This is a genomic window from Natrinema versiforme JCM 10478 (assembly GCF_000337195.1).
GTDB lineage: Archaea > Halobacteriota > Halobacteria > Halobacteriales > Natrialbaceae > Natrinema > Natrinema versiforme.
Genome location: NZ_AOID01000036.1, coordinates 33,775 through 54,957 on the forward strand (window position 1 = coordinate 33,775; position 21,183 = coordinate 54,957).

23 protein-coding genes are annotated in these 21,183 nt (G+C 62.0%); 14 read left to right on the plus strand and 9 right to left on the minus strand.

The genetic code is table 11. From position 1 onward, the window contains the following. Positions 1-122: 122 nt before the first annotated feature. From C489_RS12900 to C489_RS12910, 3 genes are all read right to left on the minus strand, one after another. A complete protein-coding gene (locus C489_RS12900; protein ID WP_006431730.1) occupies positions 123-1,271 on the minus strand; it encodes an MBL fold metallo-hydrolase in 1,149 nt (382 codons plus the stop codon). Positions 1,272-1,341: 70 nt separating this feature from the next. Further along, the gene (locus C489_RS12905) at positions 1,342-3,135 is read right to left on the minus strand and encodes a bifunctional metallophosphatase/5'-nucleotidase (protein WP_006431731.1); all 1,794 of its coding nucleotides are present in this window, start codon (positions 3,133-3,135) and stop codon (positions 1,342-1,344) included. Between the two features lie 41 nt (positions 3,136-3,176). Next, a complete protein-coding gene (locus C489_RS12910) occupies positions 3,177-4,334 on the minus strand; it encodes an aminotransferase class V-fold PLP-dependent enzyme (protein WP_083902815.1) in 1,158 nt (385 codons plus the stop codon). Positions 4,335-4,588: 254 nt separating this feature from the next. Here C489_RS12910 and C489_RS12915 point away from each other — a divergent pair, with 254 nt between their 5' ends. Continuing rightward, complete coding sequence (locus C489_RS12915; protein WP_193364782.1) at positions 4,589-4,942, plus strand: DsrE family protein; 354 nt, start codon at positions 4,589-4,591, stop codon at positions 4,940-4,942. A gap of 49 nt (positions 4,943-4,991) precedes the next feature. On the opposite strand, the gene C489_RS12920 is transcribed toward C489_RS12915, so the two are convergent. The 3 genes from C489_RS12920 to C489_RS12930 all read right to left on the minus strand — a co-directional run bounded on the left by C489_RS12920 (position 4,992) and on the right by C489_RS12930 (position 8,062). Further along, positions 4,992-6,266: a M20 family metallopeptidase gene (locus C489_RS12920; protein WP_006431733.1), complete on the minus strand. Its 1,275-nt coding sequence runs from the start codon at positions 6,264-6,266 to the stop codon at positions 4,992-4,994. A 7-nt stretch (positions 6,267-6,273) separates the two neighbouring features. After that, on the minus strand, positions 6,274-7,620 hold the full coding sequence (locus C489_RS12925) for an FAD-dependent oxidoreductase (RefSeq protein ID WP_006431734.1): 1,347 nt from the start codon (positions 7,618-7,620) through the stop codon (positions 6,274-6,276). Between the two features lie 175 nt (positions 7,621-7,795). Further along, entirely contained in the window at positions 7,796-8,062 is a 267-nt protein-coding gene (locus tag C489_RS12930; protein ID WP_006431735.1) for a hypothetical protein, read from the minus strand. Between the two features lie 270 nt (positions 8,063-8,332). Between C489_RS12930 and C489_RS12935 the strand changes: the two genes are divergently transcribed. Continuing rightward, positions 8,333-8,773 (plus strand): DUF302 domain-containing protein, encoded by a 441-nt coding sequence (locus C489_RS12935; protein ID WP_006431736.1) that lies wholly within the window; start codon positions 8,333-8,335, stop codon positions 8,771-8,773. A gap of 2 nt (positions 8,774-8,775) precedes the next feature. Next, positions 8,776-9,336: a class I SAM-dependent methyltransferase gene (locus tag C489_RS12940; RefSeq protein ID WP_006431737.1), complete on the plus strand. Its 561-nt coding sequence runs from the start codon at positions 8,776-8,778 to the stop codon at positions 9,334-9,336. 57 nt (positions 9,337-9,393) lie between these two features. Here C489_RS12940 and C489_RS12945 read toward each other — a convergent pair whose 3' ends face one another. Both C489_RS12945 and C489_RS12950 read right to left on the minus strand, forming a co-directional pair. Continuing rightward, positions 9,394-10,119, minus strand: coding sequence for a DsbA family protein (locus tag C489_RS12945; protein WP_006431738.1), 726 nt, complete (start codon positions 10,117-10,119; stop codon positions 9,394-9,396). Positions 10,120-10,319: 200 nt separating this feature from the next. Then, on the minus strand, positions 10,320-11,891 hold the full coding sequence (locus C489_RS12950; RefSeq protein ID WP_006431739.1) for a polysaccharide deacetylase family protein: 1,572 nt from the start codon (positions 11,889-11,891) through the stop codon (positions 10,320-10,322). A 426-nt stretch (positions 11,892-12,317) separates the two neighbouring features. Between C489_RS12950 and C489_RS12955 the strand changes: the two genes are divergently transcribed. The 7 genes from C489_RS12955 (at position 12,318) to C489_RS12985 (ending at position 16,260) form a co-directional block, all read left to right on the plus strand. After that, positions 12,318-12,866 carry a hypothetical protein gene (locus C489_RS12955; RefSeq protein ID WP_006431741.1) on the plus strand — a complete coding sequence of 183 codons (549 nt, stop codon included), beginning with the start codon at positions 12,318-12,320 and terminating at the stop codon, positions 12,864-12,866. Further along, entirely contained in the window at positions 12,863-13,357 is a 495-nt protein-coding gene (locus tag C489_RS12960) for a hypothetical protein (protein WP_006431742.1), read from the plus strand. The genes C489_RS12955 and C489_RS12960 overlap by 4 nt, the downstream gene beginning before the upstream one ends. A gap of 192 nt (positions 13,358-13,549) precedes the next feature. Continuing rightward, positions 13,550-13,909 (plus strand): ArsR/SmtB family transcription factor, encoded by a 360-nt coding sequence (locus C489_RS12965; protein WP_049890840.1) that lies wholly within the window; start codon positions 13,550-13,552, stop codon positions 13,907-13,909. After that, on the plus strand, positions 13,909-14,172 hold the full coding sequence (locus C489_RS12970) for a DUF7521 family protein (protein WP_006111121.1): 264 nt from the start codon (positions 13,909-13,911) through the stop codon (positions 14,170-14,172). The genes C489_RS12965 and C489_RS12970 overlap by 1 nt, the downstream gene beginning before the upstream one ends. 114 nt (positions 14,173-14,286) lie before the next feature. Then, on the plus strand, positions 14,287-15,009 hold the full coding sequence (locus C489_RS12975) for an SCO family protein (protein WP_006431744.1): 723 nt from the start codon (positions 14,287-14,289) through the stop codon (positions 15,007-15,009). Between the two features lies 1 nt (position 15,010). Continuing rightward, positions 15,011-15,598 carry a TlpA family protein disulfide reductase gene (locus C489_RS12980; RefSeq protein ID WP_006431745.1) on the plus strand — a complete coding sequence of 196 codons (588 nt, stop codon included), beginning with the start codon at positions 15,011-15,013 and terminating at the stop codon, positions 15,596-15,598. Continuing rightward, complete coding sequence (locus C489_RS12985) at positions 15,595-16,260, plus strand: cytochrome c biogenesis CcdA family protein (protein ID WP_006431746.1); 666 nt, start codon at positions 15,595-15,597, stop codon at positions 16,258-16,260. The genes C489_RS12980 and C489_RS12985 overlap by 4 nt, the downstream gene beginning before the upstream one ends. Here C489_RS12985 and C489_RS12990 read toward each other — a convergent pair. After that, complete coding sequence (locus C489_RS12990; protein WP_006431747.1) at positions 16,257-17,180, minus strand: sulfite exporter TauE/SafE family protein; 924 nt, start codon at positions 17,178-17,180, stop codon at positions 16,257-16,259. The two genes, C489_RS12985 and C489_RS12990, sit on opposite strands and share 4 nt — an antisense overlap. 327 nt (positions 17,181-17,507) lie before the next feature. Between C489_RS12990 and C489_RS12995 the strand changes: the two genes are divergently transcribed. From C489_RS12995 to C489_RS13010, 4 genes are all read left to right on the plus strand, one after another. Next, positions 17,508-17,879 carry a thioredoxin family protein gene (locus tag C489_RS12995; RefSeq protein WP_006431748.1) on the plus strand — a complete coding sequence of 124 codons (372 nt, stop codon included), beginning with the start codon at positions 17,508-17,510 and terminating at the stop codon, positions 17,877-17,879. A gap of 111 nt (positions 17,880-17,990) precedes the next feature. Continuing rightward, positions 17,991-18,530, plus strand: a complete 540-nt coding sequence (locus tag C489_RS13000) for a DUF2243 domain-containing protein (RefSeq protein ID WP_049890841.1) — start codon at positions 17,991-17,993, stop codon at positions 18,528-18,530. 403 nt (positions 18,531-18,933) lie between these two features. Then, positions 18,934-19,125: a hypothetical protein gene (locus C489_RS23070; protein ID WP_152423163.1), complete on the plus strand. Its 192-nt coding sequence runs from the start codon at positions 18,934-18,936 to the stop codon at positions 19,123-19,125. A gap of 189 nt (positions 19,126-19,314) precedes the next feature. After that, positions 19,315-21,162: a multicopper oxidase family protein gene (locus C489_RS13010; protein WP_083902816.1), complete on the plus strand. Its 1,848-nt coding sequence runs from the start codon at positions 19,315-19,317 to the stop codon at positions 21,160-21,162. Positions 21,163-21,183: the final 21 nt, after the last annotated feature.

Genomic DNA, 21,183 nt, shown 5'->3' on the forward strand with positions numbered 1-21,183 from the left:
ATACAATATTCTGTGTTTCCACTGTGCTGAAGTAGCACTCAGAACCGATACGGCTGGCGAATCCGAGGCGGCGTTACTCCATAGTACATCTCGAGCGGGACCGGAGACGATGAATGCCCGGGTTAGGCTGCGCAGTTGTTCGGCCCTAACTCGAGTTCCGTCGCCTCGGACTCGTCCTCGGGCGGCTCCGAACCCGTGTTGATCTCGATCACGCGCTCGTAGTTCGGTGGCTTGTCTGGCGCATTGTCGACCAATCGGTCCACGAACTCGTCCTCGTCCAGTCCCAGCAGGTCGAGGTCGTCGCGGAGGTCACCCAGTCGAGCGCTGATCAGTTCGCCGGGCGAGCCGACCTCGTATCGGTTGTCCTCCGTGACCGACACGTGGCCCGGAAGGATCCGCGTCTCCTCCGGTAACTCGAGGATGGTGTCGTGAATCGATTCGTATAGCAGTTCGGCGCCGCGTGCCGCATCCTCGTCACCGAATTGAAGCTCTGTCCGGCCGACGGACTCGACGAACAGCGTGTCGCCGGTCAGCAGCGCCTCGTCGTCGACGAGGTAGTTGACCATCTCGGTCGTGTGCCCCGGCGTGTGCAGCGCTTCGATCTCGATCTCGCCGAGTTCGATCGTCTCGCCGTCGGCGAGGGGTTCGTAGTCGTATTCGACGCCCCGATCGCTCGCGTGTTCTCCGAGATGGTAGGGGACGTCCAGCTCCGCCGCCAGTTTCGGTCCGCCCGAGATGTGGTCGGCGTGGACGTGAGTGTCGAGGACGCGCTCGATCGTGAGTCCGGCCTCCTCGGCGACGATCTTGAACTGGTCCGTCTGTCGCGTCGGATCGACGACGACGGCCGACTCGGCGTCTCTCGAGCCGATGACGTAGCCGAGACAGCCCTTCGCCCGTCGCTGCAGTTGCAGGACGACGAGGTCGTCGTTTTCGGTCTCGACGGGAACGACCTCGTAGACTTTGCTCCAATCCTCCATACCGCCCTTCACGACGGACACGTCGTCGTAGCCGTGTTGCTCGAGTTCGAAGCTGAATGGCGTCGACGTAAGCCCCTTTCCACAGATCGCGACTACTGTCTCTCCGTCTTTGGCCTCCTCAACGCGCTCGAGTTCTTCGTCCCCGATCTCGTTGTCTGGACCGAACGGGATGTTCTCGGCGCCGTGAATACGCCAGCCCTCGTAACTATCTTCAGGGCGCGTATCGACGAGCGTGAACGACTCGTTTGAGTCAATCATATCCGCGAGCCGTTCCGGGGAAATTTGGTTCACCATTGGAATCTCCTTACAATACTATCTGGTGCGAGGCCGCCGATAGTTCTCATCCCTGCATAGGCATCCTCGGCTACCGGTACGGATTTCGCCCGCTCTCGGGGAAGCGGGTCCCGGTTGGGATTAACCGCGTCTCGCAGTACTCATCTCCGCCCGCGTAATCAACCCCCGGTTGGACGTACGGGTACGGTCCGTCAGCGGGCGTATTCTGGACCCATCCGCCGTTGTCGGGCGTCTGGACGAGCGTCGTCTCCTCGTAATCGATCGGCGAGTAGTCATCGAGGTAGTCGACGACGACGTCAACCGGAACGACGCCGTCTTCAATGTCGATGTCTTGGAACGGGAAGCCGCAGTTTCCGAGATCACGTTTGGGATCACCGGGACGGGTAAACGTCGCGATCGAGTAGCGCGCTTCGGGATCGACCGGTTCCCCGTCGACGACGAGATCGACGAGTCTGCGTTCGCGTTTCGCGGTCGGATCGATGATTACCTCCACGTTCGAAGAGTAGTTCCGGACACGACCGTCCTCTTGCTCGTAAACGTACGGTGTGAAGTTGTCAGTGAGGAACGCTTCCATGTGGTTCAGCAGCTGCTGACCGTACGCTTCGCCGCGGGCCACTGGTGCGGTCATCGGAAACGCTTGATAGAGGTGCTCGAGCGTTATCTCGCCGGCGGGAACTGCTGGACCGTAACGGAAGCCGTGGGTGACCGCTAATTCGGTGCCGAAGTACGTTCGTAGTGCGTCGGCGAACAGCGCGTTCCAGTCGCTCTCGAGGAACGATTGTCGATCGAGCGACGCCTCCGTCCTACCGACGACTGTGTCCAGCGGCCGCTCGAGGGTTCCGTCTCCTCGCTCGTAGGAAGTTTCGTCGTCGAAGAACGGCGATCGAATATCCGCAACCGTCCGTTCGGCCATCGGTGCCGGGTCGGATGTGTAGTCGTGGTCTTCGGCGAGACAATAGAGGATGTGGCGAAATGCGACGCCGTCGTCATCGATGTGGAGGTCCACACGGCCGAGTCCGTCGCCCGTTCCTGATTCGACGACGAGCGTCTCCGTCTTATCGATCAGGATCGGATCGTGAGTGTACTCGTGAGTATGCGCACTGAACAGAACATCGATACTCTCGATGTCCTTCGCCGCTTGGACGGCCCACGGCAGTCCGATCTCGGTGACCGCGAGGACGACATCGGCACCCTCGTTGCGTACGGATTCTGCGGCTTCCTCGAGCAACGCTGGGTGTTTTCCGAACCGGTACTTTCCCTCATGGAACGCCGGCGCCATACGGTCGACGTAGACGTTCGTCATCCCGACGATTCCGACGTCGACGCCGTTCGCACGTTCAATCGTGTAGGGTTCGAACAGCAACCCGTCCGCATCTGGCCCGTAGAGGTTGTTCGCTAACACCTGCGCCTCGAGTTCGTCCATCAGGTCCCGCAGGTTCCCGTCCTCGGCGGCCTCGTTCCCAAAGTCCCAGTTCCCCGGAACGTACACGTCCGGATCGACGTGCTCGGTTATCGGTTCTAGCATCGCCCTGCCCTTCGTGTACGTCGTCACCGCGGTGCCGTGGAACGTGTCGCCGCTCATCAGCGTAAGCGTCTCATCGGTAGCCGAGCGGATCTCTTTGAGTTTGCCAGCCAACAGCGGGATCCCGCCGCCGCGCCGGAGGATCCGGTCGTCGCCACCGAAGTCGAAATCGGGGCTCAATTCGGGATTATCGTAGTAGACGTGATATTCGGGAACGAGCTGGCCGTGCAGGTCGCTGACGTGGAGACAGACTACGTCCGGTACTTGCCCCTGATCGCGGTCAGCCGCGTCCGATCCGTCGAGCCGTTTCCACTCCTCCATGTATTCCGTGTCGAGATCCATGCGATGCTCTTTCACGTCCTACGAGAGCATATATCAAGTCGTTACCCTGCATTGTGCTCCCGCGATTCCCACTCTTGCTCCAGTCCGTCGAGCAGTCGATCGATGTCGTTTGCAGTATTGACTGCGTGGACGGACGCTCGAACGGCGGTCGGAGATGGCAGTGCTCGAACGACTATCCCGTCGGCGGCCAGCCGTTCGACCGTCGTCGCCGGATCGTCGACATCGATGGTCACGAGCCCTGACTCCGGCACTGAGGGGCTGAGAAGACGGTCAGCGGGGACACCGTCTACTAGTCGACCGGCGAGACGCCGGACGCGGTCTTCGATCCGGTCGATCCCGACTTCATCGATCACGTTGATTGCTTCCCGGAGCGCGACGTGGGGTGCCGGGTTCGCTGACCCAACTTCGAACCGACGTGCGCCGGCTGCGTACTTGTAGGGATCGTCGGATGGCGTCTCGACGCTTCGATAGCCGACCGTTCGCGGATCGAAACCCTCAGCGACGTCACGGTCGACGTAGAGGAAGCCGCCGCCCCACAGCCCGAGCAGCCACTTATGGCCGGCAGCAGCGACCGCATCAGCACCCCACTCCGCGACGTTCATTGGTAGTTGTCCGGGGACCTGTACGGCGTCGACGAGCGCAAGCGCACCAGCGTCGTGGGCGATATCAACCAGTTTCCCTACCGGAAGCTGCGTCCCGTGAGTCCACGTGACCGCGCTGAAGCAGGCGACTCTGGCATCCGTGACGGCCTCGGCGAAACGCTCGAGATCGATGCGGCCGTCCTCGGTCTCGACGACTCGAACCTCGACGCCTTCCCGCTCGAGGCGTTGCCACGGGAGGATTCCGGCGGGATGCTCGAGGTCCGTCCGCACGACGACGTCGCCGGGCTGCCAGTCGATCGCGTTGGCGACGGCGTTGATCCCGGCTGTCGTACTCTCGGTGAGCGCGATCTCGTCCGGGTTGGCGCCGACAAACGACGCGACCCGCTCTCGAGTCCGGTCAAACGCTCGGAACGCCGTCTCGTAGGGGTGGTCGCCAACCGGTGACTCGTACTCGTGCTCGCGGACGAACTCGTCGGCGGCATCGACGACATATTTCGGACTTGGACCGTGAGCGCCGAAGTTGAGATAGGTTTCCTCCTGTAAGGCAGGGATATCCGCCCTGAACTCGGTCGGCGTCATCGTTGGTCTCGGTTGCATACGGTATCTTACGAACGCAGTAGATAATACTCTTGGGATCACTATAAAATACTGGGAGCAGTCGCCGTGAATAAGCAATTCACCGACGAGCAACGGGGGTTGCAAGAAACCGGTCTCCAGCCCCATCTCGAACACTTCGTTCATCCGAGAACCGTTCCTGGCGATTCAGCAACAACTATCGTGACCACTGAACGTTATTGCACACCTGATCGGAGGCGACAGTATTATATTATATTGGGGATATAGTACAATACATGTCTGAACCAGGAGGCGATGACACTGGGGAACAATTGGGAATCGTACTCGAAACCAGCGACCCCGAACGCGCGTGGAACGCCTTTCGTCTCGGAATCACCGCACTAGAGAACGGAAACGACGTGTCAGTATTCCTGCTCGGCGACGGCGTCGAAGCCGAGGAGATCACGGACGATCAGTTCGACGTACGGAATCGAATGGAGGAGTTTGACGAGGCCGGCGGGGAGTTACTGGCTTGTGGTACCTGTTTGGACATCCGAAACAGCGATGGGAGCGAGGTCTGCCCGATCTCGACGATGAACGATCTCCTTGAGGTCGTGACGACCGCCGATCGAGTGCTGACGATCGGATAGCGATCGGTTCCGGATACCCTGCACAGCGGAACGCTCAAGCGTCAGAGTGCTATCCGGATGGATCCGTCCTGTCGACTGCAGACGCCCATACTTCGGGCAGGCGCGCGTACACCATCGCGTTCCCGATGAGCGCGTCGACGGTCGTGTACTCGTCGACCGCGTGGACGGTGTCCGTTGCGAGTGCGAACTCTACCGTCGGAATGCCGGCGTTTCGAAGTGTCTTCGCGTCGCCGCCGCCGGTCGCGCTCCGGCGGTACACTCGCTTGCCGGTTGTCGCTTCGGCACTCGAGGCAACGGCCTCGACGAGCGGGCTGTCGATCGGTTCGGCGGTGCCGACGCTCCAGGAGATGTCGGCGACCGTGATCCCCTCGCAGTCGGCGATGCAGTCCCGGATCTCCGAGAGAAGGTCAGGAGTCCGTATGCCCGCAGTCAGTCGAATATCGATCTCCGTGCGGGCAGCCTGTGGGACGCTGTTGATCGCGTCCCCGCCCTCGAGGACGCCGAGGTTGATCGTCGGGGTTTCGAACAGTTCGCGGGCGGTCTCGGCACCCATCGTTGGTTCGTAGAAGCCGACCGATTCGTCGAGGATCGGCTCGATGGTGGGATCGATCTCGAGGCGTCGCGTCCCGAACCGTTGCCGCAGCGTCGTCACTGCATCGTAAAGTCGGTCGATCGCGTTCTTGCCGAGCACCGGCCGCGAGCCGTGTGCGGCCTCGCCGGTCGCCTCGAGCGTCAGCCAGATACTCCCTCGATCGGCGACCGTCACGGAGTGGCGCCCCACCTCGCAGGTCGGTTCGCCGATGACGCAGGCGTCGGCCTTGAGACGGCCGGTCTCAAGCAACGCGGGGAGGCCGGCGTCACCACCGACCTCCTCGTCGCTGACGAACGCGAACGCGAGGTCGACGGGCGGTTCGATGTCCGTCCCGGCGAACGCGCGGATCGCGAACAGCATCGCGGCGACGGCTCCCTTCATATCGGTCGCGCCGCGGCCGTAGATCCGGTCGTCGACGCGCTCGCCGAGCGGATCGGCCGACCACGCGTCGGCGGCGTACGGGACCGTATCGAGGTGGCCGTTGTACAGCAGCGTTCGATCGCTCGCGCCCGGAAGCGTCACGAGGAGGTTCGGTTTCGCCGGATCGACGGCGAACCGCTCGACGTTGATCGGAAGCGGCGACAGGTACTCCTCGAGCAGCGAGACGATCTCGCGCGTGCCGCCGGGCGGATTCGCCGTGTCGACCGCCAGCAGGTCGAGCGCGAACTCGATCAGGTCCGCGCGGTGGTCGGCGACGTACGCATCCAGTTCGCCGGGTTCGTCGGTCGTCATCGTGATCTCACTCGAGTTTGCCGGCGAGAACCTTCGCCGCGGTGAGGATCGGATCCCAGACGGGGCTGAACGGCGGCGCGTACGCCAGATCGGCGTTTTGCAGTTCAGTAACGGTCATGTCGGCCGTCAGCGCCGTCGCGACCGTGTCGATGCGCTTCGCGCCCTCGCGGCCGACGACGGTGCCACCGAGCAGTTCGCCGCTCTCGCGGTTGGCGACCAGCGTGACGGTGAGCTCCGCGCCGTCGGGGTAGTAGTGAGCGCGGGTCGACGCCGAAATCGTCACGGAAACGGGATCGAATCCAGCCTCGCGGGCCCGATCCTCGTCGATGATCCCTGTCCGGGCGGCCCCAAGGTCGAACGCCTTTACGATCGCAGTGCCGGCGGTGCCGCCGGTCGGCGTGGGAGCGCCGGTGATCGTCTGTCCGATCGCCCGCCCCGCACGGTTGGCCGTGAGGGCCAGCGGGACGTGGTCCGGCTCGCCGGTCACGACGTGGGTCGCCTCGGCGTTGTCGCCCGCCGCGTAGACGTTCTCGTCGTTCGTTTGCCCGTACTCGTCGGTTGCGATGGCCCCGGTCGGCCCCAGTTCGATGCCGGCTTCCTCGGCGAGGTCGGTATTGGGTGCGACGCCGACGCCGACGATCGCGATGTCGGCGGCGACGGTCTCGTCCTCGAGTTCGACGCCGTCGACCCGCTCGTCGCCGACGAATCCCGACACGGCGGTCTCGAGGTGGAGTTCGACCCCCTGCTCGCGCAGGTGCTCCTCGACGACCTCGGCAACGGCCTCACCGAACGGCTGGAGGACGTGGGGCAACATCTCGTAGAGGTGGACGTCGACGCCGTGGGCCGACAGCGCCTCGGCCATCTCGATGCCGACGTAGCCCCCGCCGACGATCGCGGCCGTCTCGGGGTCGCGATCGGTGACGTAGTTCTCGATGACGTCGGCCTCGTCCATGTCGTGAATCGTGAATACCCCCTCGAGTCCAAGTCCCTCGAACGGCGGTTCGATCGCGCTCGCACCGGTCGCGACGAGGAGGTCGTCGTAGGGCTGTTCGTCCGTCTCGTCGCCGGTCTCGACCGTCACCGTCTGCGCGTCGAGATCGATACCGACGACCTCCGCGCCCGTTCGCAGGTCAACGTCCCGTTCCTCCTGGAACTCCTCGGGCGTCACGGTAACGAGGTCGTTCAGGTCGTCCACCGCGCCCTTCACGTAGTAGGGCATCCCGCAGGCAGCGTAGGAGACCCACTCCCCTTTCTCGAAGACGATCACCTCTCGCTCGGGATCCTCGCGTTTCACCTTGCTCGCGGCGCTCATTCCCGCGGCGTCACCACCGATAACGACGAACGTCTCGCTCATACGTGAGGAGTAGGACGGCAGCGCCTAAAGTATTTCTGGGAATACCCAATACTACACAATCTAATACGGCTATCGCTCCGGAAGCATCTCTCGTCACGAGTCACTGCTCGACAGGTTCGGTACGGTCTACAGTGCCACGATCAGTGTGGAAGCGTCCGCCGCTTGCGTCGACGGATCACTCAAGGTCCGTGTTTCGCTCCACGCTCGGAGATCGCTGCGTCTCCCGGTCCGCGTCACGGGTCGAACACGACCAGTTCGAGCGCAGCCGGATCAGTAGCCCGATGACGGCGAGCACTGTGAAGATCACCGCTCCCTGTACGATCCCGGCGATTATCCCGACTGACGTCCCGCCGACGAGGGCGGCGGTCCCCGGTCCGATACAACAGAGGCTCGCGAGCCCTGCTAGCCCGAGCAGCGATTGATCCGAGATGTCTGAGCCCATACGTGAATTTGAGGATTGGGAAGGATATGTATTCGGTTGATTTTCCGAGTCAGCGATTGCGGTCTCGAACTGACCGCCCACCCGAGATCCCAGCCGCTACGTGCCCACTTGCCTGTCGAACGATGCAGGAGGATCCTACACGTGATTCGTCTGTCCGATTTTTGCTGGAGCAGCGCACGGTGGTGTACTCCCACAAATCGACGGTTGTCCCGTGACGGTCGACGGTGGATTCCAGAACTGATTTTGTGGTGGACCCAATACTATACATGAATGACGCTGCCAATCGACCCTAGTCAAATCGATCCGGACGACATCGGTGCGAAACAGACGACCCTCGAGATGGACCACGAAGACGCCATTGAACACGTCCGCGAGGTGTTCACCGACGCGGGATTCGGCGTTCCCGTTGAGTTCTCGCCGTCGGAACTACTCAACGAGAAGGTCGATGCCGACCGCGACCCCTACTACGTCCTCGGCGCGTGTAATCCATCAGTCGCCGACCGTGCACTTGAGGCGACCGACGGGAAACTCGGCACGCTGTTCCCGTGTAACGTCGTCGTCTGGGAGGAAGAACCCGGCCGACAGCGCGTCTACCACGTCTCGATCATGCGGATCGCACGGCTCGTCGGAATGGCACCAGACGACGACGAGATGGAAGACATCGTTGCCGAGACGGGCGAACTGGTCGATACTGCTTTCAAGAACCTGTAACAATGGGATACCACACGTTTGACGCCGAGCGAGCGGACAAGTTAGAGGTGGCCGGACGGCGCTATCGGTTCGTCTCAGCCGAGGAGCTGCTGTGGGCGCTCTCGCTCTCGCCGGACGACACAGTTGCCGACCTCGGCAGTGGGACCGGCTTTTTCACCGACGACGTCGCACCACACGCCGACGAGGTCTACGCGGTCGACGTTCAAGAGGAGATGCACGAGTACTACCGGGAGAAGGGCCTCCCGGAGAACGTCGATCTCGTGACCAGCGACGTGAGCGACCTGCCGTTCGACGACAGTGGCGTCGACGCCGCGTTCTCGACGATGACCTACCACGAGTTCGCGAGCGACGCGGCGCTGGCCGAAATTCGCCGGGTTCTCGCCGCCGACGGCCGACTCGTCGTCGTCGACTGGGCAGCCACCGGAACCGGCGAGGACGGGCCGCCGGTCGACGAGCGCTACAGCGCCGACGAGGCGGCGGACGCCCTCCGCGAGGTCGGGCTCGCCATCGAACACGAGGCCGTCCGACCGGAGACCTTCCTGCTGATTGCGACGCTCAAGTAAGGGTGGAATCGGTGCCCTGACCGGAACAGGGACGAGTATTCTTCCTTTGAAAGAGAATTACGCGTCTCTGATCCGTTCGATCGCCTCGTCGAAGCGCTCGATGGGCTGTGCGCCGACGAGCGTCCCGAAGGATTCGGAGTCCGGATCGAAGACGGCGAACGTCGGCGTCCCCCGAATGCCAAACGAGCGTGCTTGCTCGTTATCCGCGTCGATCTCGTCTTCGAGCGCCGACCGCCGATCGTCGAGACACGACTTGAGCGAGTCGGCGTCGATGCCGTCGACCGAGCGCGTGTACTCGACCAAGTTATCGGCCGCTGCCCAACCGGAGTTTTTCTCCCCCTGTTCCTCGAAGATCGCCGCATGCCAGTCCCAGTACGCCGATGGGTCGGCGTCGCGAACCTGATCCCACACGCACTTGCCGGCGACCGCGGCCGTCATCGAGTCCGCACCGAAGTACGGCAGCGAGATGAATACGATTCGAAGCTCACCCGGTTCGACGTACTTTCGAACGAGGTCGGGGAGCGTCTCTCGTTCGAACTGTTCGCAGAACGGACACTGGAAGTCCGTCCAGTAGTAGATCTCGAGCGGTGCATCGGACGCACCCATAATCGGCTTTCCCTGCAATTCGACGCCGAGGTTTGATGTCTCGTCGCTCGAGTGAAACGACGGGGAGAGGTCGTGACCGGTGCCGACGGATCGGGTGAGATAGTAAGCGCCGCCGACGCCGAGAGTTCCAACGAGACCTGTAACGAGAGCACGACGAGACGGCTGATCGAGCGACATCGATTGTTCGCGCTCACGTTTATGCTACCGGCCCTAAACGAATCTGCCGATTTGCTGGGTCAGCAAAATCGGATCGAGATCTCATCCGTCCCGCTCCGATTCGCCCATTCGATCGCTCCCGACGGTCCGACGATGAGCAGTGATCGAACAGCGGAAACGGTGTCGGGCGCAACGAGTGTTTCGAGCGATCGAATCCGGTACTACGAGTCCACGACCTCGAGCGTCCAGTCGCCGTTGGCCTCGACGTTGAGCCAGACGGGGCCGCCCGCCTTGTACGACCGTGAGTTATTGAACTCGCCGGTCCGGTGGACAAGTATCTCCCGACTGCCGTCCGCGTCGTAGCCGTCGACGATGAACGCACCGTCGCCGTCATGTGTCGCGACGACTCTAATGCCACCCTGGTTCCACAGCGGCCCGACGAACGCCGATCCCGTCCCGGTCGCCTCGAGCGGGAGGTCCTCGAGTTCGTCGGCGTCAACCGCCGGCTGTGAGAGGTCGATTGACCACGCGCCGTCGGCGTCGACCTCGAGTCTGTAGGTGTCGTCGTCGACGGCCATGATCGACTCGACGGTGGCATTCCCGGACGTGATCAGCAGATTCTCGTTGCGTCCGATACCGTCAGGTTTCGTCACGTTGACGGCGATCTCCCCGCCGTCGTAGGAGACGTTCGCCACGAGAACCCCCTCGTCGAGGTCGAACGTAGAGGTGTTGCCAGATCCGGATCCCTCGAACGTGTGGGACTGGTCTGCCTCGAGAATCGTTCCGCTCGGTCGCTCTCTGTTCTCGGTTTCGTCGTTGCCGTCGGCGCGCTCGAACGTCTCGTCGACGAGATCCGAGGGAGTAATGACGTTGAGGCCGCGGTGCTCGATGTGATCAAGAAGCAGTCCGAAGTCGTCCAGTGACATCCGATTTTCGTTGACACCCACGTCCGCTTCGTCGACGATCCGCGGAACGCGCACCACGGTGAGGTGATTGTACTGATCGGAGAGGTTGGTGTGGCGACGAACACCGGCGTGAAGGGCGGGACTCCAGATGAACGGAATCATGTGCATCTCGGTCGGTGGCACGCTCGTCGTTCCGGCGTTGGACAGGAACGTCGTCTCGTGGATCTCTCTCGTGAGCCCGTAGGTCGTCGTATCCATCCGGTCGTCGGGAACGAACAGGTGACTCGATCCGTCCTCGAAGCCCTCGTCTGCGAGCGCGTCTCGAGCGGTTTTGAGGATCTGTCGCTGCTGGTCCTCGGACTGTTCCAGCAGGGGCGTCGACACCTGCGGGAGCGAACAGACATCCCAGCCGCGGTCTCGGAGGTCGCGTAATTCGGTGCGCCCCATCCGACCGGCGGCTCCGATTTGCTCGGGGCTGACCGGAACCGCCGCGGTCCAGTCACGCTCCTCGAGCATCTCGGCCGCAATGTCGTAGTGCGAACCGTGGCCGCCGTAGAACGCGAGGATTGCGGTACCGTTGGCAGCCGATTCGGTTCGGCGGAGGTCGTCGACCAGCAATTTGGTCGGTCCGCCGTCCGGCCCGTCCGCGATGATATTGAGACCGGTGATGTTCGACAAATCCGGGTCTTCCCCCGGTTTCTGCTGGTAGCCACAGTCCATTCGGAACCAGCCGTCGTATCCATCCGGAACGATTCGAATACTGGTGAGGCGTTGGCTCTGCGTCGGTGCAAGGAATTCGACGATGATTCGATCAACGGATTCCGGTTTGACCGCCAGCGAGGTGTCCCAATCCTTGAAGTCGATTCCGTCGTCGAACCGAATCTCCATGCCAGCCGTCGCCTCGTCGCTTTCAATGACCGCCGCTTGCGATTCGAGTCGCGCCTCGTCGGAAGCAGCCGAGAGTTGTCCAGTTCAAGCGGACCACTCACCGAGATCCTCGAAGTCAGAGACTACTTGCCCTCTCTCGATAGCGGGCCAGTGCGTAGGACCGGACGCCATTTCACCCCTGCCGACTCCGTTACCGTCGTCGTCCGAGAGGATGTCCATACAGCCAGCGAGGGTCGTCGATGCGGCACCGAGTGCGGCGAGCATTCGCCGTCGGGACGACCCCCGTTTGCGTCGCGTTCGTGAGCCATTGTAGATAGGTTACTCGTCGTTACGTTCTCTCTCCGATGGCGTAAACGGAACTGCTGATTTGCTGACCCAGCAAATCGGAGTCGGTGATTTCAGTTGTCCCTGCATTGGTGCAACTAGATGTTTACGCGCGATTCGATCAGCGGGTACCTGACGAACCTCGCTGCAGCAGTCTCGTACCCGTTCGAGACGTGGCGAGGGACGATCGGACTGGTACTCGTGACGGTCGCCACCTACATCCTCCTGATCCTGAGTACGATGCCGGAGTTCTCGCTCCAGATGCTCGGCGACGGACTCCACTGGTTCGAATACGTCCTCGTCTCGCTCACGGAGACGGTCTACCGGACCGACGGCTGGTCGGGGCTCGCGGTCATCGTCCTCTACGCCCTGCTCTCGGGCGTCGCGGTCGTCAACATCGTTGCGCAACTACAGATCGTCGGTCTCTCGAGTCTCACCGACCTCTCCGGCGTCGTCCCGGGGCTTCTCGCATCGGGCTGTGCGAGCTGCGGTGCCGGCCTCCTCGGCTTTCTCGGGTTCGCCGGGGGACTGGCAGTACTCCCGTATGACGGCGCGTTGCTTCGCGTCGGCGGGCTCGCCCTCTTGGTGTTCTTCCTCGGACGAGCGGGCCATCCGGAACGCTGTGCGATCACGACGGAGGCGACGAAATGACGGCACACGACTTCGTCCGATCGATCCGGTCGGATCGGCGAGCGATGCTGTGGGGAACGGCCGCCGGAATCGGCGTGTTCCTGCTGTTCGGCCTTGTCACCGGCCTCGTCCCAAATCCGCTGTACGTTCGGATGGTCCCGCGGACGCCCGTCGATTACATGTTTCTGACGCTGACCGCACTGCTTGCGGGTGTCTACGCCGCACAGCGACTGGCGACCGAGGCGGCCGATCCCGACCTCGAGGGTAACGACGAGAGCGAGGCCGACGGCGCGAGTAGCGAGGACCGCTGGATGCTCGGCGGTCTCGTCGGCGGATTCCTGGCGGTCAGTTGTCCGATCTGTAACGTCGCCCTGCTCGCCCTGTTCAGTTCGTCCGCGCTCATGACGTACTTCGATCCGTTACGGCCGGCCCTCGGCGCGCTCTCCGTGACGATTCTGGCGGGACTGATCTACGCTCGCCATAGGCGGTCGTGTCCGGCCTGCACACCGTGATGCGTTCGTCGACGTGGTCCATGCGCTCGAGGCGTTCTGGTTCAACGTCGTCTGGTTACCGCCGGGAGACGAAGCGGACGACGACTGTCAGTAGTCACGAGTGCCACCCAAGTGTGGGTACAAGACAGTGACGACGATTTGCTGAGTCGGGGAATCGTGGCCTATTTGGCACTGAACGACGGGGTCTATCGTGTGCAACACGGAGGCTCCTCGGATCCAGCGGAAATCTTCCAGATCCTCGCGGACGAGTACGCACGGAAGATACTCCTCGCCGCGGACCACGGGCCGAAGACCGCGAAAACGCTCAGCGAGGAGTGCGACGCCTCGCTCACGACGATCTATCGTCGAGTGTCGACGCTGCAGGACCACGACCTCATCGAGGAACGGAACACCGTCGATTCGGACGGCTCCCATCGAAGCAAGTTCCAAACGTCGCTCGAGGAACTCCACGTCGATATCACCGACGGTCAGCTCTCGCTGACGCTGGATACCCGCGACGAACTCGCTGACAACTTCACGTCCCTCTGGAGCGATCTCCGGGGTGACGACTGATGGAAGCGTCGTTCGTGATCGCCAAACTATTCACGTTCGTGCTGAGTCTCGGCGTCGCGTATCTGGCGTATCACGGCTATCGGCGCAGCGGTCAGACGCCGATGCTGTACGTCTCCGGTGGATTCGTCTTCATCGGTGCCGGCGCGATCTGCGAGGGGCTCATCTACCACGTGTTCGGAACGACGATCGCGTCCGCCGCCCTCGTGCAGGCGGCCATCGTCTCGAGCGGGATGGTGCTCGTTCTCATTTCGTTGACGAAGTGATCTCGTGAATTCCCGAGCGGCATTCGCGCTCCTCGTTCATCCTCGCCGCTGTCCCTTTTTCCGACTCGGGGAATCGTCGTACTGGATTTACGATTCCCACCGAAACGTCGACGTATGAATCGGCGTCTCTGGCTCCGATCGATCGCCGCCTCGAGTGTCACTACCACCGCGGGCTGTCTGGATACCCTCTCGAGTGACGAGGGACAGGCAGACGATAGCGACGGTAGTGAACGGGAGCGTGCCGACGGAGCGGTTCTCGGCCCACCGGAGCAAGATCTGAGCGAGTCGTCGCATCCGAGCTACGGCGACGACGTTCCGTCGGTCGAACTCCCCAACCCACTGACCGGTGAAACCGTCTCGACGAACCAGTTCGAGAGCGACCGGGCCGTTTTGATGACCTTCTTTTATACGTCGTGTCCCGATGGGATGTGTCCGGCATTGATACTACGACTCCGCCGTGCACAGGAAGCCGCTGCTGCCAACGGGTACAGTGACGATGTCCAACTGCTCGCAATGACGTTCGACCCGGAACGGGACACGGAAGACGCGCTTCGAACGTTCGCCGGTCAGCAGGGAGTCGATCTCGAGGCCGGGAACTGGGACTTCCTCAGACCGGAGCGGTACGAAACAGCGAAGGAGATCTTAACAGACCAAATCGGGTTGCCGCTCAAAAAGATCGATGCCGAGAAGTACGATTCGCTCGAGTATCAGTTCCCCCATTATAATTTGATCCTGCTCGCGAACGAAGACGGGATCGTCGAGCGAGCGTATCCCCGGGGGGCAACGGTCGAGATTTCACGAGTAGTCGACGATCTCGAAACGGTGGTGTCAGCGTAAGATGCGCAGGCGAGATATCCTCGCTGGAGTCGGCAGTCTGGGTACGATCGGTGGCGCAGGAGCGCTGGCGATACGCGGTCCACCGTCGTTCGGAGATGGAAGAGACGAAACCCAGAGCGGCAATTCGGATGGAACAGGATCTCCGGACACCGAACCGCTCACGATCGAGACGATCGATGCCCCGGGAAGCGAAGCCGGCGAGGTCCGTGTTCCGGCGTCCGACCGACCCACGTTCATCGATTTCTTCGGCACGTGGTGTCCGCCGTGTATCGAGCAGATGCCCGCACTTGCGGCGGCGAACGATCGCATCGGTGACGACGTGCTGTTCATCTCGATCACGAGCGAAGCGATTGAGCGATCAGTGACGAAAGCAGAACTAGTCGACTGGTGGGAGAAACACGACGGGAACTGGTTGCTCGGCCTCGATCCGACCGCCGAACTGACCGCGCGGTACCTCGCCGGCGGCTATCCCTCCGCCGTCACGATCGACGCGGACGGGCGCGTCCAGTGGTCCGATTCCGGCGTCAAGACCGCCGACGAACTCGTGGCGGGGATCGAACGAGCGCTCGAGGCGAAGGCCGACGTATGATCGGGGCGACGGACCTGTCGACGGTCGGCTTCGCGCTCACCGCCGGCGTCGCGACCTTCTTCAGCCCCTGCGCGTATCCGCTGTTGCCGGGATACGTCGGGTTCTACGTGAGTCGAACGGACGGGGACGATGCGTCGCTTGGCGGTGCGACCCTCCGGGGCATCGTCGCCGGTATCGGCGTCCTGGGGACGTTCGCGGCCCTCATCGGCGCGACGTTTTGGCTCGGTCGGTCGACGCTGTCGAACCTCACGAGCTTCGAGTCGCTCGTCGGCGCACTGCTCGTTGTCTTCGGCGCTCTCGTCGTCGTCGGTCGCGCCCCCTCACTGTCGATTCCGCTTCCGAAGCGGCGCTCGAGCGTCCTCGGATTCGGGGTCTTCGGTGCGGGATACGCGCTCGCGGGAGCCGGGTGCGTCGCACCGGTCTTCCTCGCGGTCGTCGCCCATTCGCTGTCCCTGCCGACCGATGCCGCGGCGCTCGTCCTCGCCACCTACGTCGGCAGCGTCGTCGCCCTGATGATCGCGGTGACGGTCGCGACCGGGATGGGGCTGGTCGCGAGCGCGGGTCGGTTCGCGGCCTACTCGGAACACCTGAAGCGACTCGCCGGCGGCGTGATGCTCCTCGCGGGGATCGGACAGCTCTATCTGGCGCTAATCGTTTACTAGAAGAACAGCGCTGGCACGGTGTTTCGGAAGATGTTGACCGAGATCACGAACAGGAGTCCGACGACAAACCAGTTGAACGTCCGCTCGTCGAACTCGAGGCGCCGGAGGTACGTGCCGAGCAGCAGGCCGACGATAGTGACCACTGCGATGACCGAACCGAGCCAAAGCCGGTAGGTCGTCAGGAGGTCGGTGAACAGCGCCATCTGCACGATCCGGATCGTGAAGATCGTCCCGAGTACCATCGCCAATCCGCCGATGTATCGCTCCGTGTCCCGTTCGAAGGTGTGGAAGTACGCCGGAAGCAGCGGTCCGAGATTGGCGAACGCGAGAAGGAAGCCCTGAGAGAACCCGGCGGCACCGAGGGCGAACGGGTGATGTGCCTCCTCGACCGTGACGAAGTTCTGGACGAGTTGGAAGGCCACGTAGCCGAGGAGGACGAGGCCGATCACGAACGCGACGATCGGACCAGCGCTGAACGTCGCCAGCGCCGCGACGCCGATGACGGTCCCGACGACGGCGAGCAACAGGAGCGTCCACTCCTCGCGAACAAACGCCCGTCCCGTCCCGGTTTCGGCGATCTGGAACATGTTGAGCATCCACGGCGGGATCGCCAGGACGACGACGGCGACGGTCGGATCGATTACCGTAGCGAAGATCGGCGTCATGATGAGCGAGTAGCCGAAGCCGGTCATCCCCTTCACGACGCCGGCAACGATCGCGACCAGGCTCAGCACGGCGAGCAAGCTGATCGAGAGATCTGACTGGACGCCGTCCCCGACGTTCTCGAACCCGGGGAAGAAGATGATCGAGGCGACGAGAACAGCCAGCGTCGCGCCGACCATCGTCACTTCTCGGTATCGGAACTCGAGGAGGTTGGTGAGGAACTGTTCAACGTCGACTCTGGATTCGGAGGCACTCATGCTAGGTAGATAGAGACGGCACGACGCCGTCGTTTTCAGGCTATCAGCACTCTCGACGTATTCCACTGTGCGATACGGCGAGATTTATCGCGGCTCGAGTCACCGTCAGTCGCAGAAAGTAGCGAGTCGGGCCCCGTTCGGAGACGTTTACGAGGTTTTCTCGGACGCCACCCCGTCATAGATGGAGGTGATATTCACTGCTATTTCAGTGGATCGGCGGTAGTAACCGGTGAACGGCTCTCACCTGTGGCTCGCGCTACCAGCCGGGAGTCAGTATTGTCCCCTTTCCACAAAACACTGAAATGCGTCCGCGCCCTACTACCAGTGATGACTGACACAACGCCCTCGGAGCCGACCGACGATGGCCGCCCGGCTGAAAAACCCGTCCAGTTGAACGACGTAGCCGACTACGACGAACTGCTCGCGACACACGACCTCGTCTTGCTCGAGTTCGTCACGTCCGGCTGTGGCATCTGCGCGTCGATGGAGCCGGTACTCGGCGCGGTCGCACGCAGCGCACCGGGAATCGTAGCGACGGTCAACGCCGGTCTCGTTCCCGATCTTGCCGCCGAGTTCGGCATCCAGAGCGTCCCGACTCTCGTCGTCCTGCGTGACGGTGAGGAGGTTGCCCGCCTCGACGACGGCTTCCAGCAGGCCGAAACGCTCGTCGATACGCTCGAGACACACGCAGTGCAGTAACGCGGTCCAAGGGAAAGAGATCCGATTATTCGGTAGAACGCGTTTCAGCAGTAGTGATATTCCATCAATCACTGAACAGAAACCTTCCGTAAAGGACGCGAACACCACTTCATGAGCAGCCAACCGGATACCGCATCCGATCGGACGCAGAAGACGGTGACTCGACGCGCTCTCGTCTCGGCAGGAGTGTTCGGATTCGGCTTCAGCGGTTTAATCGACGTTATCGTTCTGCATCAGATCCTTCAGTGGCATCATCTCGTCTCTGGCCTTTATCCGATGTACACGTTGGACGGTCTCGAGATGAATATCCTCGCAGACGGGTTGTTCTCGCTCGGAATGCTGATCATTATGGGAATCGGGGCGGGCCTCGTCTGGCAGTCGGAGCGACGAACTATTGTCCCGTTAGCTGTGCGACCGCTGGCCGGTGCTGCTCTGATCGGTCTCGGTGTGTTCGACGTATATGACGCCCTCATTGATCATGCCCTCTTGGGCCTTCATCAACCCGTGGGCCCTGGCGGTCAGCCCCTGTCCCCGGGCGGGCAATACAATCCCCACTGGATAGCGGTCAGCCTCCTCTTCGTCGCCGCGGGATATTACGTCTATAGAACAGGGATACAGAACCGTAGCGGCAGCCCAGACGATCGGACGTAATCGATCCATCTACGGCTGCTCACCCATGATAACGGTAACTCTCCAACTCCTATCGAAAGCCGGCCTCCTCCTCCAAAGGAGTCCGTTACATGGTCCTCCGCAAGCGCCACCGACACCGGTCCCACACTGGGTAGTGCTACTTGTCATCGTCCCGGCTCTCTGGGTCATTATCGGTGGTATCGTCATCCTCATCGATCAGATTTTGCAACGGATCTGAAAATCCGGCACGTAGATCGAGCGACTCTCGGCCTCGAACAACGGGTGACGATTTGACGTCCGCCACCCGGATCAGTGCGCCGTCCTCGAGCGGCGTGGTGGTCCCGAGGGCACCGTGACCGCTTCGTACACAAACATCGACTTCGCCCGCGAGACAGCGGCCAACTGAGACGTGGTCAGTGCGGGCGTGAGTGTCTTCGACGCCGACGATATCCAAGTCGCGCTGGTCAGTCGTGCTCGGGTACTGATCGACGTACTGACCTGGTTTGACGACGATCGCCTCATTGCCGTCGTGGACGAGGGAGGTGACCGTTCCCGTCCCGAGTCGGACGATCTGAACGGCGCCATCGGTCGCATCGGCAGGTATGGCGGTAGGTGACTTCTCCTTCAGTTCTCCGATCTACCACCTCGTTGTTTTCGTATTTGGCATCGTGAGGGCACAGACGGACATCTCAAATCAGAAGCTAGTTACGTAATCATCCGTTCGACAATGTCCTTGTTCCGATTCCGGTGTGGTAGGAATCGACCGACCCCGCATATACGGGGAGTTCATACGAACCGTCGTACCATGGGAGATCACACTGAGCCGTCCGTATCGGGGATATCACGCCGCAAGCTCTGCATCGCGGCCGGTGCCACGGGTATCTCGACTCTCGCAGGCTGTTCGGCGCCTACGAATCCGTCCCGAGCGGAGAGCGCGACGACGATAACGGACCACTCGTCGCCGGAGCTCGAGAAGTGGGTCAACGAAGTCCCCCGTCCGAGCATTGCGGAACCGTCTGGTACGAAGGACGGACACCCCCGATATGAAATCGAGATGCGCGAGGTCGAACAGAAGCTCCACCGCGACCTCCCGTCGACGACCGTCTGGGGCTACGATGGACAGTTCCCGGGCCCGACGATCGAAGCCGAGCAGGGGGAACCCATCTACGTTCGCTGGACAAACGACCTCCCGAACAAGCACCTCCTGCCTGAAGACACGACAATTCATAGCGACCTCATTCCGTACGATACGCCGGGCGTACGGACCGTAACGCATCTTCACGGCGGAAACGTCGAGTCCGAGAGCGACGGTCATGCACAGGCGTGGTTCACTCGAGACTTTCAGGAGACGGGCCTCGAGTTCGAGAAGAAAGACTACTACTACGTAAACGACCAGCCACCGGCGACGCTGTGGTATCACGACCACTCGCTCGGTATTACGCGATTAAACGTCTACGCGGGGCTCGCGGGATTCTATCTCCTGCGGAACGACCACGAACGGAGCCTCGATCTGCCCGAGGGGGAGTACGAAATCCCGCTCGTCCTCCAGGATCGGAGTTTCGAGGAGGACGGATCGTTGTTCTATCCAACAGCCATCTCGGACGAGAAAGGCGGCAGCGACGAGTCATACCCCGATCCGAGTATCGTTCCGCAGTTCTATGGCGACACGTCGGTCGTCAATGGGAAGGCCTGGCCTCAGCTCTCCGTCGAACCCAGATCGTATCGGTTCCGGCTCCTCAACGGGTCGAACAGTCGATATTATTCTCTCAAATTCCGCCGGTACGACGAATCGTCGGGCGAGACTGGTGGAGATGGACCGTCGTTCGTCCAGATCGGGAACGACGGCGGCCTCCTCTCGACGCCGGTCGAGATCAGCGATCGCCTCGAGCTCGGCGTTGGCCAGCGCGCCGATGTCGTCGTTGACTTCTCCGAATACGCCGGCGAGACGCTGCTGCTCCACAACAACGCGCCCGCTCAGTATCGCGGCAGGACGGGTTTGGAGGACGACGACATTGTTTCGCTCCCCGAGATCATGCTCGTGGACGTGAACGAGCCCGGAGATTCACAGGATGCTACTGAGCTCCCCGACGAACTCACTCGTGTTCCGGACATCCCCGTCAATTCGGTCGACAACGAGCGATATCTCACGCTCAACGGCGGCACGGCCGACGACTACGGCCGACTGCTCCACTTGCTCGGAACGGCAGACGAGCGGGACGGCCTCAAGATCGACGCCCCCATGACCGAGGAACCGGCGCTCGGTGACACCGAGATCTGGAGTTTTGCCAACCGAAGTGGGATGTCCCATCCGATGCATCTCCACCTCGTGCACTTCCAGATGCTGGGCCGACAGCCGATTGGGGATTACGATCCGGACGAAGACGAGATCGACCTTGAGGCGCTCGAAGCACCCGAGCCGTACGAACGAGGATGGAACGATGTGATCACCGTCGATCCCGGTGAAATAGTCCACGTTATCGTCCACTTCGGGAGGCACGACGGACTATTCAACGATCAGACGGGAACGTACATGTGGCACTGTCACATGCTCGAACACGAGGACCACGACATGATGCGGCCGTTCACCGTCCTGCCGAACAGTGACGAGGACGCCGATAGCGCCGACGTCGACGATTCGACTATCCAGCGCTGAAGCGGTGGGCTCGTCGGGGGA